Origin of the sequence: Caulobacter segnis, from assembly GCF_023935105.1 — a bacterium.
GTDB classification, from domain to species: domain Bacteria; phylum Pseudomonadota; class Alphaproteobacteria; order Caulobacterales; family Caulobacteraceae; genus Caulobacter; species Caulobacter segnis_B.
The window spans coordinates 1,403,862-1,419,709 of sequence record NZ_CP096040.1; the positions used below are offsets into that span (position 1 = coordinate 1,403,862).

Below are 15,848 nucleotides of genomic sequence, written 5' to 3' on the forward strand. Positions count from 1 at the left end.
GCGCGCCAACCCAAGCCCCGCCGCGCCGAGCAAGTCATGCTCACACCTGACCAGCACCGCCTGTGTCGCGCGCGCACAGCCTTTCTACTCTACGAGGTCAACCGACCCGACCAGGTGAAGCTGATCGACTTGCTGGCCAACGCCTATCACCAAGGCCTGGTTGATGCCGTCGAGACCATGGACAAGCGTGGCTGGATCCGACCGCCTGACAGCGCGCCAGCGCAGCAGGACGGCTGGGCATGACACCGCCGCCCGTCCACCAGGTCGACGAGCGCCCGCCGGCGACTGGCGGCCTTCACCCGGCGATCCTCCGGATCATCGAGGCCCTTGCCGTCGCCGACGTCGAACGCGACTATGACGCCGCCCAGAAGGCGGCCGACGGAGCCCTGTCATGACGTCCCGAGAGTTTCCCTACCGCCCAGATCTCTTTCAAGCTCCGCTAATGGAACTGGCGGTTGCTCCGGCCGGCGCGCCATGGGTCAACGCTCACCTCGAACCGTCAACCTTGCGTAAGAATGCCTGGTCATGGCGCGCAATGCTTACCGACGATCCCAACCATGACACCTACTTCAAGATCCGGTCAGGCCTAGTCGACGCCGAGGCCCGCGTGGCCGAAGCGCTCGACAACATGATCGTGATGGCAGTGGAGCAGGGCGCGGATCTCGCCGTCAGCGATTGGATCTATGACGACACGACCAAGACCCATCGTCGCGAGTTTGCTCTTCTCGGCCCCGGCGCATCACCGCCATTTTCGGCACCGTACCGGATCTACCAGACCTCGGCTGGTTGGCCTGACGGCCAGGACCCTCGCAAAATGACACGGAGCTTAGCGCGTTGAATATGACCATCCGCGATCTCTTCCACGCGCTTGGCCAATCACCGGCCTTCTATGCCATTGGCGATCTCCCGCTCTGGGCCGCCGTCTTGGCGCTCTTAGCGCTCAGCATCATCGCCGCCTACCTGCGAGGCCTCGGCGGCGCATTGGCTCGGGATATGCTCGCCCGCCGCAAGCCACGCCGGCTACTGAGCCGCCGTAGCGATCGTACCTGATCGTGCGCGTCGCCCTCTACGCCCGATATTCCGACGCCGTCCAGAACCCCGCGTCGATCGAAGACCAGCTCCGGATCCTGATCCGCCATTGCCAGGCGCGTGGCTGGACCGTGGTCGCGCACTATACCGATGCGGCGATCTCGGCCGACTTCGTCGTGACCCGGCCGGGCGCGCTGGCGCTGCTGGCCGCCGCCGATCGGCGCGAATTCGACCTGATCCTGGTCGAGCATCAGGACCGCCTGTTCCGCGACCTGGCCGACCATACGGCGGCGTTCAAGCGCCTGAACTATGTGGGCGTCGGCATCGCCACCCTGCGCACCGACCGGGTCACCAAGCTGGACGTCGCCTTCGAGGGGCTGATGTCCGAGATGTACCTCGACATCCTGTCGGCCAAGACCAAGCGCGGCCTGCACGCCAACGCCGAGGCCGGCAAGTCGACCGGCGGACGAACCTTCGGCTATCGCTCGTCGCCAGGCGGCAAGGTCGAGATCCACGCGGAAGAGGCCGACGTCGTGCGAACGGCGTTCGCGCGCTTCGCCGCCGGCGAGACAGGGATGGAGATCGCCCGCGACTTCAACGCCCAGGGTGTGCCCGGGCCCAGCGGCGGCGCCTGGACTTCGGCTGGCCTGACCGGATCGCGCCAGCGCGCCAACGGCGTCCTGCGTTGCGAGATGTATAACGGCGTGAAGGTCTGGAACCGCTTCAGCTACGCCAAGGATCCCGCCACCGGCCGCAAGATCCTGACCATGCGCCCCGAGGCCGAGTGGAAGCGCACGGCCGTGCCCGAGCTGGCCATCATCGATCCCGAGACTTGGGCGGCCGTCGAGGCGCGCTTCGCCGAGATCGGCAAGACCCGGCCGGCACAGCTGGCCGGGCGGGTCAATGCCGGCCTGTTCACCGGGCTTCTGAAATGCGGGTGCTGCGGCGCGAACATCATCTCGATTGATGCGCGGCGCATGAAGTGCAGCACGGCCAAGCACCGCGGCCCCGCCGCCTGCGACAACGGACGGGTCATGCGCCGCAATGAGATCGAACAGCGGATCCTGGACGGCCTGCGCAGCCAGTTGCTGACGCCCGAGGCGACGGCCGCTTACGTCCGCGCCTACCACGCCGCTTGGGCGGCCAAGGCTGGCCAGCGCCGCGATCGGCGCGGTCCGATCCAGAAACGCCTCGCCGAGGTCGAGCGGTCGATCACGCGCATCGTCGACGCTATCTGCAACGGCTCGGACACACCGGCGATGACCGCGCGCCTGAAGGACCTCGAGGCCGAGAAAGCGACCCTGACGGTCGACCTGCAGACCATCGGGCCCGACGAGCCAGTGCAGCTGCACCCCAGGGCCGCCGAACTCTACGCCAAGCGCGTCGAGGTCCTTCAGGCCCGCCTCGGCCAGATCGGCCCCAAGCCTACGTTCAAGGATCGCCAGCTGATGGACGCCGTCCGCGCGCTGGCCGATCGCATCACCCTGACGCCGATCTCCAAGGAGAAGTGGGCGCACGTGAAGATCGATGTCCAGGGCGACCTGGCGCAGTTCCTTCACCCGGTTACAGAACCCCCGTCCGTTGGGTTCCGATTGGTGGCTGGGGGCGGGATCGAACCGCCGACCTGTGGGTTATGAATCCACCGCTCTAACCATCTGAGCTACCCAGCCGCACCAGGAGGCGCGGCTTATAGGCGAGAACCGCGCGGGATATCAAGCGGGCGCCTACTCGGAAACGATCGCCGCCGTCGTCGCCCCCAGCGCCTTCACCGCATCGGCCGGGGCCAATCTGACCTGCAGCCCTCGCTGGCCGCCGTTGATGAAGACGTAGGGCTCGGCCAGGGCGGCTTCCTCCAGCACTGTCGGCAGGCGCTTCTTCTGGCCGAAGGGGCTGACCCCGCCGACCTTGTAGCCGGTGATCCGCTCGGCGTCGGGGACCGGGGCCATGGCGGCCGACTTGCCCTTCAGGGCGGCGGCCAGCTTCTTCATGCTGACCTCCTTGTCCGAAGGCAGGATGGCGCAGGCGGGCTTGCCGTCCAACATCACCACCAGGGTCTTCAGCACTCGGCGCGGATCCTCGCCCAGCGCCTCGGCGGCCTGCAGGCCCACGCGCTCCGAGCCGGGGTCGTATTCGTACGTATGCAGGTCGAAGGCGACGCCGGCCTTCGTCAGTGCGATCGTGGCGGGGGTGCTCTTGGACATGGTTGGCGTAGTACCCAAGTGCGCCAGGCGTTGGAATACGGAACTGCGGATGATCGATCGACGGACCCTTCTGCGGGGCGGACTTGGGCTCGGCGCGGCCGGCCTGCTGCCCAAGTGGGCGCTGGCCGACGCCGGCCGCTCGCCGGCGGCGCTGACGGGCGAGGACATCAAGCTCACCGTCGGCCACACCATGGCGACCATCGACGGTCGTTCGGGCCACGCCGTCACCGTCAACGGCTCGCTGCCCGGCCCGCTGATCCGGCTGAAGGAAGGCCAGCACGTCCGCATCGCGGTGACCAACGCCCTGGCCGACGAGGACACCTCGATCCACTGGCATGGCCTCCTGGTGCCGTTCCAGATGGACGGGGTGCCGGGCGTGGCCTTCCCGGGGATCAAGCCGGGCGAGACCTTCACCTACGACTTCCCGGTGCGCCAGGCCGGCACCTACTGGTGGCACAGCCATTCGGGCCTGCAGGAGCAGGTGGGCCTCTATGCCCCGATGATCATCGATCCGGCCGGCGAGGACCCGATCGCCTATGACCGCGAGCACGTGGTGGTACTGTCGGACTGGAGCTTCCTGCATCCGCACGAACTGTTCCGGAAGCTGAAGGTCAATGCCGGCCACTTTAACATGCAGAAGCAGACGGTCGCCGGCTTGCTGAAGGGCCAGGACCAGTCGCTGAAGGACCGCCTGGCCTGGGGCAAGATGCGGATGGACCCCACCGACGTCGCCGACGTCACGGGCTCGGTCTACACCTATCTGGTCAACGGCCACGGACCCGGCGAGGCCTGGACGGGCCTGTTCACGCCCGGCGAGCGGGTGCGCCTGCGGTTCATCAACGCCGCGGCCATGACCATCTTCAACGTCCGCATCCCCGGCCTGGCGCTGGAGGTGGTGGCGGTCGATGGCCAGCCGGTGTCGCCGGTCAGCGTCGACGAGTTCCAGATGGCTCCGGCCGAGACCTTCGACGTCATCGTGCGTCCCGTCGACGACCGCGCCTTCACCCTGGTGGCCGAGGCCTCGGATCGGTCGGGAATGGCGCGCGCGACCCTGGCGCCGCGCCTGGGGTTATCCGCGCCCGTCCCGCCGCTGCGCAAGCGTCCCCTGGCGACCATGAAGGACATGGGCATGGGGAACATGCATCACGGGATGGACATGCCCGGCACGGACATGTCGATGCGGGCCCAGAGCAACGCGCCGGACGTGCCGCTGACGCCGGGCGTCCAGACCATCTCGCCGATGCCGATGGACCGAATGGCCGAGCCGCCGCAAGGCCTGGAGGACGTCGGCCACAAGGTTCTGATCTACGCTCAGCTGGCCAACCTGCATGAGCCGGCGGACAAGCGTCCGCCCGAACGGACGATCGAGATCCACCTGACCGGCAACATGGAGCGCTTCATGTGGGCGTTCGACGGCGAGGCGTTCGGGCCGATCAAGAAGCCGATCGCCTTCCGCCGCGACGAGCGGGTCCGGGTGGTGCTGATCAACGACACCATGATGGCCCACCCGATCCACCTGCACGGCCACTTCTTCGAGCTGGTCAACGGCCAGGCGCGCCAGCCGCTCAAGCACACGGTCAATGTCGCGCCGGGCGGCAAGGTCGCCTTCGACCTGACGGCCAGCGAGCCGGGCGATTGGGCCTTCCACTGCCACCTGCTGCTGCACATGCACGCGGGGATGTTCAACGTCGTCACCGTGCGTCCGCTGGACGGGGAGGTCGCGTGATGCTGATCCTCGACCTCCAGCACGAGCAGCATCAGGCCGCCGACCCGCACGCCGGCCACGACATGGGAAGCATGAAGCCCGCCGCGGAGGCCAAGCCGCCACCGGTCCCGACCGGCCACGCCGCCGACCGCCTGTTCGATCCCAAGGCCATGGCCGCCGCCCGCGCCCAGCTGATGAAGGAGCACGGCGGCGGGACCTTCTGGACCGTCCGCGCCGACCAGCTGGAGTATCGCTCGCGCAAGGGCGCCGACGCCCAGGCGTTCGAGGGCGAGGCCTGGTGGGGCGACGACTACGGCAAGTGGGTGGTGAAGGCGCGCGGCGAGCGGGTTGACGGCGTCGGGTGGGAGAAGGGCGAGGCCGAGCTGCTGAAGGCCTGGCCGGTCGGGCCCTATTTCGATCTTCAGGCCGGAGTGCGCTACGACCTGGCGCCCAAGGGAAGAAGCTACGCGAGCGTCGGCTTCGAGGGCCTGGCGCCCTACTGGTTCGAGGTTCAGGGCGCGGCCTATCTGTCGGACCAGGGCGACGTCTCGGCGCGGGGCGAGGCGTCCTACGACCTGCGCCTGACCCAGAAGCTCATCCTGCAGCCGCGTGTCGAGGCCGACCTGGCCGAGGCCGGGGCCGCCAAGCTGGAGGGCGGCCTGCGGCTGCGCTACGAGATCACGCGGGAATTCGCGCCCTATGTCGGCTTGGTCCGCGAGCGGGCCTTCGGTCCGGCGGTGGTCGCCGGCGAGCGGACGGGGAGCACGGCGTTCGTGGTGGGCGTCAGGGCCTGGCGGTGACCCCCTATCGTTACGGATAGGTTGTCGCGCGCGTAAGTCTGGCCCAACATTCGTTTGAGCCCCCATCAGAGCGGGCCGAACGAGGGAGCCTGGCCTTATGTCGACCGCGATCGATTTCGACCGCATGCGGACCCTGGGCGACGTCGCCCGCTACCACGCGGAGGCCAGGCCCGACGCCGTGGCGTTCAGCTTCGAGGGGCGTGACACCACCTTCGCCCAGTTCGACCGCCAGACGAACCAGGTCGCCAACGCCCTGATCGCGGCGGGCCTGGGGACCGGCGACCGTGTCGCCTATGTCGGCAAGAACAGCGACGCCTATTTCCAGCTGCTGGTCGGGGCCGCCAAGGCCGGGGTGGTGACCACCCCGATCGGCTGGCGTCTGGCCGCGCTCGAGATCGCCTATATCGTCGGCGACAGCGAGGCCAAGCTGGTCTTCGTCGGGCCCGAACTGATCGCCCACGTCGAGGCGGTGGCCGCCGAGCTGACCCATCGACCTGTTGTCGTCGCGATGGAAGCTGAGGGCGCGGGCGACCACCAGACCTTCAAAACTTGGCGTGACGCCCAGCCCCGAACCGATCCGCACAAGCCGGTCGCGACCTCCGACATCGCCATTCAGCTCTACACCTCGGGCACGACGGGGCGGCCCAAGGGCGCGATGCTGACCCACGACAACCTCTTGGGCATGCGGCGCGAGGCCGCCAAGACCCCGCTGGCCTGGAACCAGTGGGGCCCTGACGACGTCAGCCTGGTGGCTATGCCGGTGGCCCATATCGGCGGCACCGGCTGGGGTCTGGTCGGGCTGATGAACGGCGCCAAGGGCGTGGTGGCGCGCGAGTTCGATCCGTTCAAGGTGCTCGACTTCATCGAGAAGGACCGGATCTCGAAGATGTTCATGGTGCCGGCGGCGCTGCAGATCGTGGTGCGCCAGCCCAGGGCCCGAGAGATCGACTATTCGCGCCTGTCGCACATCCTCTACGGCGCCGCGCCCATTCCGTTGGATCTGCTGCGCGAGTGCATGGAGGTGTTCGGTTGCGGCTTCGTCCAGCAGTACGGCATGACCGAGACGACCGGCACGGTGGTCTATCTGCCGCCGGAAGATCACGACCCGGCCGGCAACACGCGCATGCGGGCGGCGGGCCTGCCGATGCCGGGCGTCGAGATCAAGGTGATCGACGAGGCGGGGAACAGCCTGTCGGCCAACACCGTGGGCGAGATCGCCATCCGCTCGGCCTCGAACATGGCTGGCTACTGGAAGCTGGACGAGGCGACGGCCAAGACCGTCGACGCCGACGGCTGGCTGCGCACCGGCGACGCCGGCTACCTGGACGAGGACGGCTATCTGTTCATCCACGACCGGGTGAAGGACATGATCATCTCGGGCGGCGAGAACATCTATCCAGCCGAGGTCGAGAGCGCCGTCTATGGCCACCCGCACGTGGCCGAGGTGGCGGTGATCGGCGTCCCCGACGACAAGTGGGGTGAGGCCGTCAAGGCGGTGGTCGCGGCTAAGCCAGGCGTGACCCCGGACGCCGACGACATCATCGCCTTCGCCCGGACCCGGATCGCGCATTTCAAGGCGCCGAAGAGCGTGGACTTCGTGGCGGCGCTGCCGAGGAACGCGTCCGGCAAGATCCTGCGCCGCGAACTGCGGGCACCGTACTGGGAAGGGCGGGAGCGGCAGGTGAACTAGGCGGCCGGTGCAGCAGGCCCCCACCTGACCTCGCTGCGCGAGGTCGTCCGCCCCCGAAGGGGGCAGAAGGTGGCGACGTCCTGCTTCCCCCTCCGGGGGAGGAGGGCCGAAGGCCCGGAGGGGGCAAGTCCTATTCGATAAACGCCTCCACGACCTCCCGCGTCCCGACCATGAACGCGTCCGCCACCAGGGTCAGGGGCCGCACGTCCACTTCGGACCGGCCTTCGGCGATCAGCGTCGCGAACCGGTCGTAGAGTCCCGGATACTCGCGGTTCTCGCCGACCTCGACAGCCGTCCCGTCGATGGTCAGCTCGGCGCCGCCCAGCGACAGCTTCAGCACGCCGTCTTCGGTCCAGGCGGTGATGTCCCAGGTCTGCGGGCCGGTCTGCAGGAAGTCGAGGTCGGCGGTGATTGCCATCCCGCCCAGGGTGGTCATGTCGACATGGCCGGCGATCGGCGACTGGACGTTCTCGGGCACCTGCAGCTTGGCGTCAGTGACGAACACCTCAGCCGGCATGATCTCGGTCAGGATCGACAGGGCGTTGATGGCCGGGTCGAAGACGCCCATGCCGCCGGCCTGCCAGATCCAGGTCTGGCCGGGGTGCCAGCGGCGGACGTCCTCGCGCCATTCGATGGTCAGCTTGCGGACGTGGCGCGAAGCCAGCCAGGCCTTGGCCTGGGGCACGCCGGCGGCGAAGCGGGAATGCCAGCTGGTGAACAGCACGACGCCGTGTTCGCGGGCGACGGCGGCCAGTTCGGCGACCTCGCTGACCGTGGCGCCGGGCGGCTTCTCCAGGAACACGTGCTTGCCGGCGCGCAGGGCGGCCAGGGCCGTCTCGCGGCGGGCCTGGGGCGGGGTGCAGAGGGCGACGGCGTCCAGTTCCGGACCCTTGGCCAGCATTTCGTCGATGTCGTAGAAGACCGGGATCCCGCCCAGGTCGGGCAGGCTGCGGCTGGCGGCGGCGACCAGCTGAAAGCGCTTGTCCCCCGCGAGGGCGGGAATGTGCTGGTCATGGGCGATCTTGCCCACGCCGACGAGGCCGATCCGGATCACGCGTGTTTCCTCCATCGGCGTCTTTCCCAAGCGCGCCTTGGGGCCGAGCGGCCTAATTATATTATAAATGGCCAAGCGCAAGCGCGAGCCCAAAAAAAGGAGCGCCACCGAGGCGGCGCTCCGTCAAAGGGGAAGAGCGTAAAGGGCGGCGGGGCAGGGGTAGTCTGGACCCCGCCGGTCCCCCTACTTGCTTGCCGGCGAGACCGGCAGGCTTCGGGCCGCCAGGGTGACCTGGGCGGTGGTGGTCAGGGCCCGGGACGAGGCGCCCAGGGCGATGTCGTACTGGCCGGCCGCGATCGACCAGCCGTGAGCCTTCTCGTCCCAGGTGGCCAGCAGGCGCGGATCGACGCTGAGCGTCACGCGCTGGGTCGCGCCGGGGGCTAGGGAGACCTTCTTGAAGCCGGCCAGGCGCTTGGGGGCTTCCCAGCCACCAGCCTTCGGGCCGACGTAGACCTGCGGCACGTCCTTGCCGGCCCGAGCCCCAACGTTCTTGACGTCGAAGCTGACCGTGACCTTGTCGCCGGCCGCGCTGGCCGAGAGGTTCGAATAGGCGAACTTGGTGTAGGACAGGCCGTGGCCGAACGGGAACAGCGGCTCGATCTTCTTGAGGTCGTACCACTTGTAGCCGACGGCGGCGCCTTCGATGTCGTAGTTGGTGTCGAACAGCTCGCCCTCGGCCTTGCCGACCCCGTCCAGCGTCGGGCGCGGCAGGTCGGCCACGCTCTTGGGGAAGCTGACGGGCAGGCGGCCGGTCGCGTCGACCTCGCCGGTCAGGACGCGGGCGATGGCCTCGCCGCCGGCCGTGCCCGGATACCAGGCCTCGACCACGGCGCCGACCTTGTCCAGCCACGGCATGACCACCGGGCCGCCGGTCAGCAGCACCACGATGGTCTTCCTGTTGGCCGAGGCCACCGCGTCGATGGTGGCGTCCTGGTTCTTAGGCAGGTTCAGGTCCTTCACGTCCCAGGACTCGGTGGTCCACTGGTCGGCGAAGACCAGAGCCAGCTCGCTCTCGGCGGCCAGTTTCGCGGCGCGCGCGGGATCGGTCCCGTCGTCATAGACGACCTTGGCGTTCGGATAGCGGGCCTGCAGCGCCTTCAGCGGCGAGGACGGATAGTAGATCACCGGGCCGGGCCAGGTCGCCGGCTCCAGGCCCTTCACCGCGCGGCCGCCGACCGGATAGACCTGGGACGAGCCGCCGCCCGAGATCACGCCGGCGTCGGCGTGGCCGCCGATCACCGCGATGGTCTTGGCGGTCTTGGCCAGGGGCAGCAGGTCGCCGTCGTTCTTGAGCAGAACAATGCCTTCCTCGGCGTCGGCCTGAGTGATCTTGGCGTGGGCGGCCAGGGTCGCGGCCGGCAGGTCCACCGGGCCGGGGCTGGCGACCGGATGATCCACAAGGCCGCTGGCGAACATGGCGCGCAGCACGCGGCGGGCCATGTCGTCGATACGCGCCTGGCTGACCTTGCCCGAAGCCAGATCGGCCTTCAGCGGCGCGCCGAAGAACGGCTGTTTATCGAAGGCCTCGCCGGCCGATTCCTGGTCGAGGCCGGCATTGGCGGCCTTGGCCGACGAGTGGTCGGCGCCCCAGTCCGACATCACGTAGCCCTTGTAGCCCCAGTCCTTCTTGAGGACGGTGTTCAACAGCCAGTCGTTCTCGCAGGCATAGGTCCCATTGACGCGATTGTAGGCGCACATCACCGAGTGCGGGTCCGACTGCTCGATGGCGAACTGAAAGGCCAGCAGGTCCGAGGTGCGGGCCGCCGCGTCGCCGATGTTGCTGCTGACCACGAAGCGGCCGGTCTCCTGGCCGTTCAGGGCGTAGTGCTTGATCGTCGAGATGATGTTGTTGGACTGGATGCCCTTGATCTGGGCGGCGACCATCGCGCCGGCCAGCCAGGGATCCTCGCCGCTATATTCGAAGTTGCGGCCGTTGCGCGGCTCGCGCACCAGGTTCACGCCGCCGGCCAGCTGGACGTTGAAGCCCGAGTCGCGGGCCTCCTTGCCGATCATCGCGCCGCCCTTGAAGGCCAGTTCGGGGTTCCAGGTCGCGGTGGTGGCCATGCCCGAGGGCAGGGCGGTGCGCGCCCGCAGGTCCTGGTGGCTGCCTTGCGTGGCGACGCCGACGCCGGCGTCGGTCTGGTACTGGCCGGGGATGCCCAGGCGCGGCACGCCCGCGACGTAGCCGGCCGAGGCGTCCAGCGAGTCCGGATGGCGCGTGTACCTCGGCTTCATGTCCGAACCGAAGTAGCCGAAGATGACCGTGAACTTCTCGTCGTTGGTCATCGCCTTCAGCACCAGGTCGGCGCGCTGGTCGGCGGAGAGCTTGGCGTTCAGCCACGGATGGGCGGGCTTGGTCGCGGCCGGTTTCTTGGCGGCCTGCGCCAGGGCCGGGGCGACGGTCAGCGCGGAAGCCGAGGCGCCGATCAGCAGGGCGAGCGACAGGCCCCGCCAGGTCGTTCCAGTCATGTTTCCTCCGTGGTCTTGTTCTTCAGCCCCCGCGCGGCTTCGGACCGCGTCGGGGGAGGGGTCTTAAGGTCGTCTCCGGGGCGGCGCGCCGCTCCGGGCTGGACCCGTGGACTCGCGCACCACCAGGCTGTGCTGCGCGAGGAAGGGGGTGTTGGTCTTGCCGGCGCCCTCGTTGGCGCTCCAGGCGGCGAAGGTCTGCATCGCGCGCAGGGCCATCTGCTCGAACGGCTGGCGGATGGTGGTCAGGGTCGGCCAGATGACGCCGGCGATCGGGGCGTCGTCGAAGCCGACCACCGAGATGTCGTCGGGGATCCGCAGGCCCCGGCGCTGGGCCTCCATGCAGGTGGCGGCGGCCATGTCGTCGTTGGCGGCGAAGATGGCGGTCGGCGGCTCGTCGATGTCCAGCAGCGTCTGGGCCGCGTCGAGGCCGGTCTTGAAGGTGAACTCGCCCTGCACGATCAGCTCGGGCGACGGACGCGGCAGGCCGCGCGCGGCGTAGGCCTCGAAGAAGCCGTTGCGGCGGTGGGTGCTGGCGGCGTGGTCCGGATGGCCGGCGATGTGGCCGATGCGGGTGTGGCCCAGCGAGAACAGGTGCTCGACCACCTCGCGGGCGGCGGCGCGATCGTCCATGCCGATGGCCGGGAACTGCGGATCGGGCGTGGTGGGCGTGATCAGCACGCAGCGCACCTCGAGCTCGCGCATCAGCTCCTTCATCGGACCGAAGTCGCATTCGGGCGGCAGCAGGATCATCTCGCGGATGCCCCCGTCGCGGACGAAGGCGCGGACGCGGTCGGCCCAGCCGGGGATCGGCCCTTCGCTGAGATCGACCGACAGGTGGCGGCCGGTCTCGACGCAGGCCAGCAGCAGGGCGTGGTGGACGCGGGTGTGATAGCCGCCGGACGGGTCGCCCATCAGCACGCCGACCGAGCCGGAGCCTTGCGAGCGCAGGCTGCGGGCCACGGCGCTGGGCTGGTAGCCGAGGTCGTTCATGGCCGCGCGGACGCGATCGCGCGTCTTGGCGCTGACGCTGTCGTGATCGTTGAGAACGCGGGAGACGGTCTTGGGCGAAACGCCCGCCCGTTCGGCCACGTCGTTGATCGTCGTCATCGGTCCCCGCACCCGCTCAACCGCCAAGCTTGCCGGCGCACCCCATCAGCGAAAGGCGGCGCCCGCAAGGCGGCGAACGCCTGAAGGCATAGTCCATGTTGTCCTGACTGTCATGTCCTCAGGACATAAATGGGTCAGAAAATATCGCTTATCGGGACAATTTAGGGACATTTTCGGAGCCGGAATCGCGTGTTTCCTGAGCTCAGAATATCCACCTACGGTGACCGCGATACATTGTGGAGATCGTGCGAAGAGACCGGTACCATTTCTAAAAAAATCAATAAAAACAATGCAAAAGCGATCCGTTGCCTGCGCGCGAGGCGAGAGTTTGGGTCTTTCGGGCGCGCCAGGGGTTGAGTTTTGGGGCGCCGGAAGCCCTCGCGGTCCAGAAATGACAACGTTGACATTATTGTTGACTTGGCCGGGACATTTGACGAATGTGACGGCGTTCGATGAAGGCTGCGGGGCTGGAATCGGATGTCCAGGCGCCGGGGCCGCCGAAGGATTTGGACAGTCGCTGGACAGGCGGCCGGACAAAGCCAGCAAAGCCTCGACCGTTCCTTGACGACCGCCGGCAAGAGCGGCGGCACGGGGTGCGGACGGCAGGCCAATAAGAACGACTATTTGGGGAGCGAGGAATTGTCACAGGAAGCAAGGAAAGCCGTGCTCAAGCGCGGCCTGACGCTGGCGCTGGTCGCCGGCGCGTCGCAACTGGCCCTGGCCAGCGGGGCCTTCGCCCAGGACGGCGGTAGCGACTCCGCCCAGGTCGAGGAAATCGTCGTCACCGGGATCCGGGGCTCGCAGCTGAAGTCGGTCGACATCAAGCGCAAGCAGACCGCCATGGTCGACGCCATCTCGGCCGAGGACATCGGCAAGCTGCCGGACATCACCATCGCCGACTCGCTGCAGCGCATCTCCGGCGTGCAGATTCAGCGCGACGCCGGCGAAGGCAAGACCGTCAACATCCGCGGCTTGGCCCAGGTCATCACCCTGCTGAACGGCGAACAGTATCTCAGCGCCGGCAACATGGGCTCGGCCCAGCCGAACCTGCTGGACGTGCCCTCGCAGCTGATGAACCAGGTGCTGGTCTACAAGTCGACCGACCCGCGCAACGCGCTGTCGGGCATCTCGGGCACGCTGGACCTGCGCACGCGTCGACCGTTCCAGTTCGCCGACGGCTTCAGCATGGCTGGCGGGCTGGAAGGCCAGCGCGGCGACCGCACCAAGGAGAACGACTACCTCCTGAACGGTCTGGTCAACTGGCGTAACGACAATGTCGGCCTGATGATCTCGGCCACCGGCAGCAAGTCGAACCTGGGTAATAACTCTTCGGGCGTCGTCGGCCTGTCGGGCAACAACGACTGGGGCGGCGCGGCGGCCAACAACTGGGTCTCGCCGCACGGCTACGAAAGCTTCAACCGCGTCGTCGAGCGCAAGCGCCTGGGCGTGAACGCCTCGTTCGAAGCGCACATCGGCGAAGGCTTCACCCTGATCGCCGAGGGCTTCTACGCCAAGCTGGACGAGTACAACCGCGGCGCCGGCATCAACATCTCCAACCGCTGGGACGGCGGCGCCTTCGGCGTCTGGAACCAGCCCACCGTATTCCAGAACGCCGGGGTGGTGAACCCGTCGAACGGCCGTCCGTGGGTCGCCGTCGACGAGTACGACATCGACGCCTGGTGGGTGAACTCGTTCACCGTCAACCGAACGACCAAGTCGACCTCGAAGAACTACAACCTTGAGCTCAACTACGACAACGGCGGCAAGTTCACCTTCGAGGCCCGCGCCATCCGCGCCGACGGCCACCGTCTCAGCATGAACGGCCAGGTGCAGGGCGACCTCAGCAACTGGCAGTACGGGCCGGGCCGCTTCAACCTGTTCCGCGACGCCAACGACCGCACCCGCGGACCGTTCTATCCGAAGGGGATCTGCGACCAGTATCCGGCCGCGCAACGCTCGAACGCCGTCGTCGGCAGCGCCGGCGGCTGTTATCTGAACCCGAACCCGCTGGGCTACGGCCAGAACCCGCAACTGCACTACAACATCAGCGGCGACCATCCGGTGTGGAGCGGCTTCGACCGTCCGATCAGCGGCGGCCTGGGCGCGGGCAAGTCGCTCAAGGACTACATGGCCAACAAGGACAGCTACGCCGTCGCGGCGTTCTCGTCCGAGGGCAACAACGAAGTCGACTCGGACATGAACGTGTTCCGCGCCGACGGCCACTACAAGTTCGACGAGAAGCTGCTGGGCTTCATCACCAAGGTCGACGGCGGGGTGCGCTTCAGCGACCGCTCGGTCAGCGTCGAGCAGTTCCACCTGTTCTCCAGCTTCTACGGCGGCACGCCGGGCGCGGTGCAGATGGACGGCTCGCCGGTGCCGGCCTCAGGCTGCGAGGCCCAGTGGAAGGCCATCGACGTCGTGATGAACCAGGCCCAGTGCCAGGCGGGCGAGTTCGTGCCCGATCCGATCTCGGGCCTGCCGGTGTTCCAAGGTTATACGGTCAACCGGCCGACCAAGCTGTCGACCTATAACAACGTCATCTGGGTCGACGACCTGGGCGGCGTCACCTCGGGCATCCCTGGCTTCTGGACCGTCGACCCGCGCGACTTCGACAATGTCGAGGCCTTCCACAAGAAGGTGTTCGGCGGCGCGATCCGCGTCACGGTCCCGGGCCAGACCTACGACGTGACCCTGAAGGAGGAGAGCGCCTATGGCGCGGCCAACTTCGAGATCGGGGCGCTGCACGGGGATGTCGGTCTGCACGTGATCCAGACCGAACTGACCGTGAAGCAGAACCTGACCGGCGACACCCGTAGCTATGGCGACACCAACGCCGACGCGGGCGACCAGGTCACCAAGCGCAAGTACACCGACTGGCTGCCGTCGGTGAACGCGGTCTACGACGTCAACGAGCACATCAAGCTGCGCGCCGCCTACGCCAAGACCATGCAGCCGCTGGACCTGGGCAGCTATGGCGGCGGCCTGAAGATCAACACCGCTGATTGCGGCTGCGCACAGAATATCCGCATCGTCACCAGCGCCAACGCCGACGGCAACCCGAACCTGAATCCATGGCGGGCCTCGAACTTCGACGTCGCCGCCGAGTACTATTTCGGCTCGGCCTCGATGCTGAACATCTCGGCCTTCAAGATGAAGATCGACAGCTTCGTCACCGGCGGCCAAACGACCGGCCGCTTCCCCGACCAAGATGGCGTCATCCGCCGCACGGTCAACGTCTCCCTCCCGATCCAGGGCGACGGCGGTTCGGTCAAGGGCCTGGAAGTCGGCGCTAAGCTGGCCTTCAGCGACATCATCCCGGACATGGGCCTGCTGTCGAACTTCGGCGTTGACACCAACTACACCTACTCGCCCAGCCACGAGAGCCGCCTGGACCTGGAGAAGAAGGAGATCCCGTTCTTCGACAACTCCAAGCACCAGTTCAACCTGATCGGCTGGTACCAGGACGACAAGCTGCAGGCCCGCGTGGCCTACAACTACCGCACCGCGCGCCTGTCCGGCACGATGGGCGGCGGCACGGACAGCAACAACGTCTCCTACGTGATCCCGATCATGCAGAAGGCCACGGGCTATGTGGACGTGAACGTCAGCTACAACGTCCGCGACAACGTCACGGTCTACTTCAACGGGTCGAACGTCACCGGCGAGATCGAGGATTACTACCTGCGCTTCGCCAAGGGTAAGACCCAGTACGCCAACCAGAACGAGTTCGAGCCCCGCTATACGCTGGGCGTCCGGGCTCGCTGGTAGCCAATCCCTCTCCTCCTGCGGCCGC

At 67.6% G+C, this 15,848-nt stretch carries 12 protein-coding genes and 1 tRNA gene; 8 read left to right on the forward strand and 5 right to left on the reverse strand.

All coding sequences use genetic code 11. From position 1 onward, the window contains the following. Window positions 1–36 precede the first annotated feature (36 nt). The 4 genes from MZV50_RS07035 (at window position 37) to MZV50_RS26550 (ending at window position 2,666) form a co-directional block, all read left to right on the forward strand. Window positions 37–243, forward strand: coding sequence for a hypothetical protein (locus MZV50_RS07035; protein ID WP_252633695.1), 207 nt, complete (start codon window positions 37–39; stop codon window positions 241–243). Further along, the gene (locus tag MZV50_RS07040; protein WP_252633696.1) at window positions 240–395 is read left to right on the forward strand and encodes a hypothetical protein; all 156 of its coding nucleotides are present in this window, start codon (window positions 240–242) and stop codon (window positions 393–395) included. Before MZV50_RS07035 ends, MZV50_RS07040 begins: the two co-directional genes overlap by 4 nt. Further along, the gene (locus tag MZV50_RS07045; protein WP_252633697.1) at window positions 392–838 is read left to right on the forward strand and encodes a hypothetical protein; all 447 of its coding nucleotides are present in this window, start codon (window positions 392–394) and stop codon (window positions 836–838) included. Before MZV50_RS07040 ends, MZV50_RS07045 begins: the two co-directional genes overlap by 4 nt. Before the next feature lie 214 nt (window positions 839–1,052). Next, window positions 1,053–2,666, forward strand: coding sequence for a recombinase family protein (locus MZV50_RS26550; RefSeq protein ID WP_354668947.1), 1,614 nt, complete (start codon window positions 1,053–1,055; stop codon window positions 2,664–2,666). Here MZV50_RS26550 and MZV50_RS07055 read toward each other — a convergent pair. After that, window positions 2,623–2,699: transfer RNA gene (locus tag MZV50_RS07055), tRNA-Met, on the reverse strand. The two genes, MZV50_RS26550 and MZV50_RS07055, sit on opposite strands and share 44 nt — an antisense overlap. 54 nt (window positions 2,700–2,753) lie before the next feature. After that, a complete protein-coding gene (gene ybaK / locus MZV50_RS07060) occupies window positions 2,754–3,230 on the reverse strand; it encodes a Cys-tRNA(Pro) deacylase (protein ID WP_252633699.1) in 477 nt (158 codons plus the stop codon). A 49-nt stretch (window positions 3,231–3,279) separates the two neighbouring features. Between ybaK and MZV50_RS07065 the strand changes: the two genes are divergently transcribed. From MZV50_RS07065 to MZV50_RS07075, 3 genes are all read left to right on the forward strand, one after another. Continuing rightward, window positions 3,280–4,956: a copper resistance system multicopper oxidase gene (locus MZV50_RS07065; RefSeq protein WP_252633700.1), complete on the forward strand. Its 1,677-nt coding sequence runs from the start codon at window positions 3,280–3,282 to the stop codon at window positions 4,954–4,956. Continuing rightward, complete coding sequence (locus tag MZV50_RS07070) at window positions 4,956–5,735, forward strand: copper resistance protein B (RefSeq protein WP_354668926.1); 780 nt, start codon at window positions 4,956–4,958, stop codon at window positions 5,733–5,735. Before MZV50_RS07065 ends, MZV50_RS07070 begins: the two co-directional genes overlap by 1 nt. 97 nt (window positions 5,736–5,832) lie before the next feature. Beyond that, entirely contained in the window at window positions 5,833–7,425 is a 1,593-nt protein-coding gene (locus tag MZV50_RS07075) for a fatty acid--CoA ligase (RefSeq protein ID WP_252633701.1), read from the forward strand. Window positions 7,426–7,555: 130 nt separating this feature from the next. Here MZV50_RS07075 and MZV50_RS07080 read toward each other — a convergent pair whose 3' ends face one another. The 3 genes from MZV50_RS07080 to MZV50_RS07090 form a co-directional block, all read right to left on the reverse strand. Next, window positions 7,556–8,479, reverse strand: coding sequence for a Gfo/Idh/MocA family protein (locus MZV50_RS07080; protein ID WP_252633702.1), 924 nt, complete (start codon window positions 8,477–8,479; stop codon window positions 7,556–7,558). A 183-nt stretch (window positions 8,480–8,662) separates the two neighbouring features. Then, complete coding sequence (locus tag MZV50_RS07085) at window positions 8,663–10,948, reverse strand: beta-glucosidase family protein (RefSeq protein WP_252633703.1); 2,286 nt, start codon at window positions 10,946–10,948, stop codon at window positions 8,663–8,665. A gap of 63 nt (window positions 10,949–11,011) precedes the next feature. Then, complete coding sequence (locus MZV50_RS07090; RefSeq protein WP_252633704.1) at window positions 11,012–12,055, reverse strand: LacI family DNA-binding transcriptional regulator; 1,044 nt, start codon at window positions 12,053–12,055, stop codon at window positions 11,012–11,014. Between the two features lie 639 nt (window positions 12,056–12,694). Here MZV50_RS07090 and MZV50_RS07095 point away from each other — a divergent pair. Next, on the forward strand, window positions 12,695–15,823 hold the full coding sequence (locus MZV50_RS07095; RefSeq protein WP_252633705.1) for a TonB-dependent receptor: 3,129 nt from the start codon (window positions 12,695–12,697) through the stop codon (window positions 15,821–15,823). Window positions 15,824–15,848: the final 25 nt, after the last annotated feature.

Bases quoted from the DNA above. Each gene is read 5' to 3' on its own strand.
- MZV50_RS07035 (WP_252633695.1), top strand. From the start codon at position 37: ATGCTCACACCTGACCAGCACCGCCTGTGTCGCGCGCGCACAGCCTTT.
- MZV50_RS07040 (WP_252633696.1), top strand. From the start codon at position 240: ATGACACCGCCGCCCGTCCACCAGGTCGACGAGCGCCCGCCGGCGACT.
- MZV50_RS07045 (WP_252633697.1), top strand. From the start codon at position 392: ATGACGTCCCGAGAGTTTCCCTACCGCCCAGATCTCTTTCAAGCTCCG.
- ybaK (WP_252633699.1), bottom strand. From the start codon at position 3,230: ATGTCCAAGAGCACCCCCGCCACGATCGCACTGACGAAGGCCGGCGTC.
- MZV50_RS07065 (WP_252633700.1), top strand. From the start codon at position 3,280: ATGATCGATCGACGGACCCTTCTGCGGGGCGGACTTGGGCTCGGCGCG.
- MZV50_RS07070 (WP_354668926.1), top strand. From the start codon at position 4,956: ATGCTGATCCTCGACCTCCAGCACGAGCAGCATCAGGCCGCCGACCCG.
- MZV50_RS07075 (WP_252633701.1), top strand. From the start codon at position 5,833: ATGTCGACCGCGATCGATTTCGACCGCATGCGGACCCTGGGCGACGTC.
- MZV50_RS07085 (WP_252633703.1), bottom strand. From the start codon at position 10,948: ATGACTGGAACGACCTGGCGGGGCCTGTCGCTCGCCCTGCTGATCGGC.
- MZV50_RS07090 (WP_252633704.1), bottom strand. From the start codon at position 12,055: ATGACGACGATCAACGACGTGGCCGAACGGGCGGGCGTTTCGCCCAAG.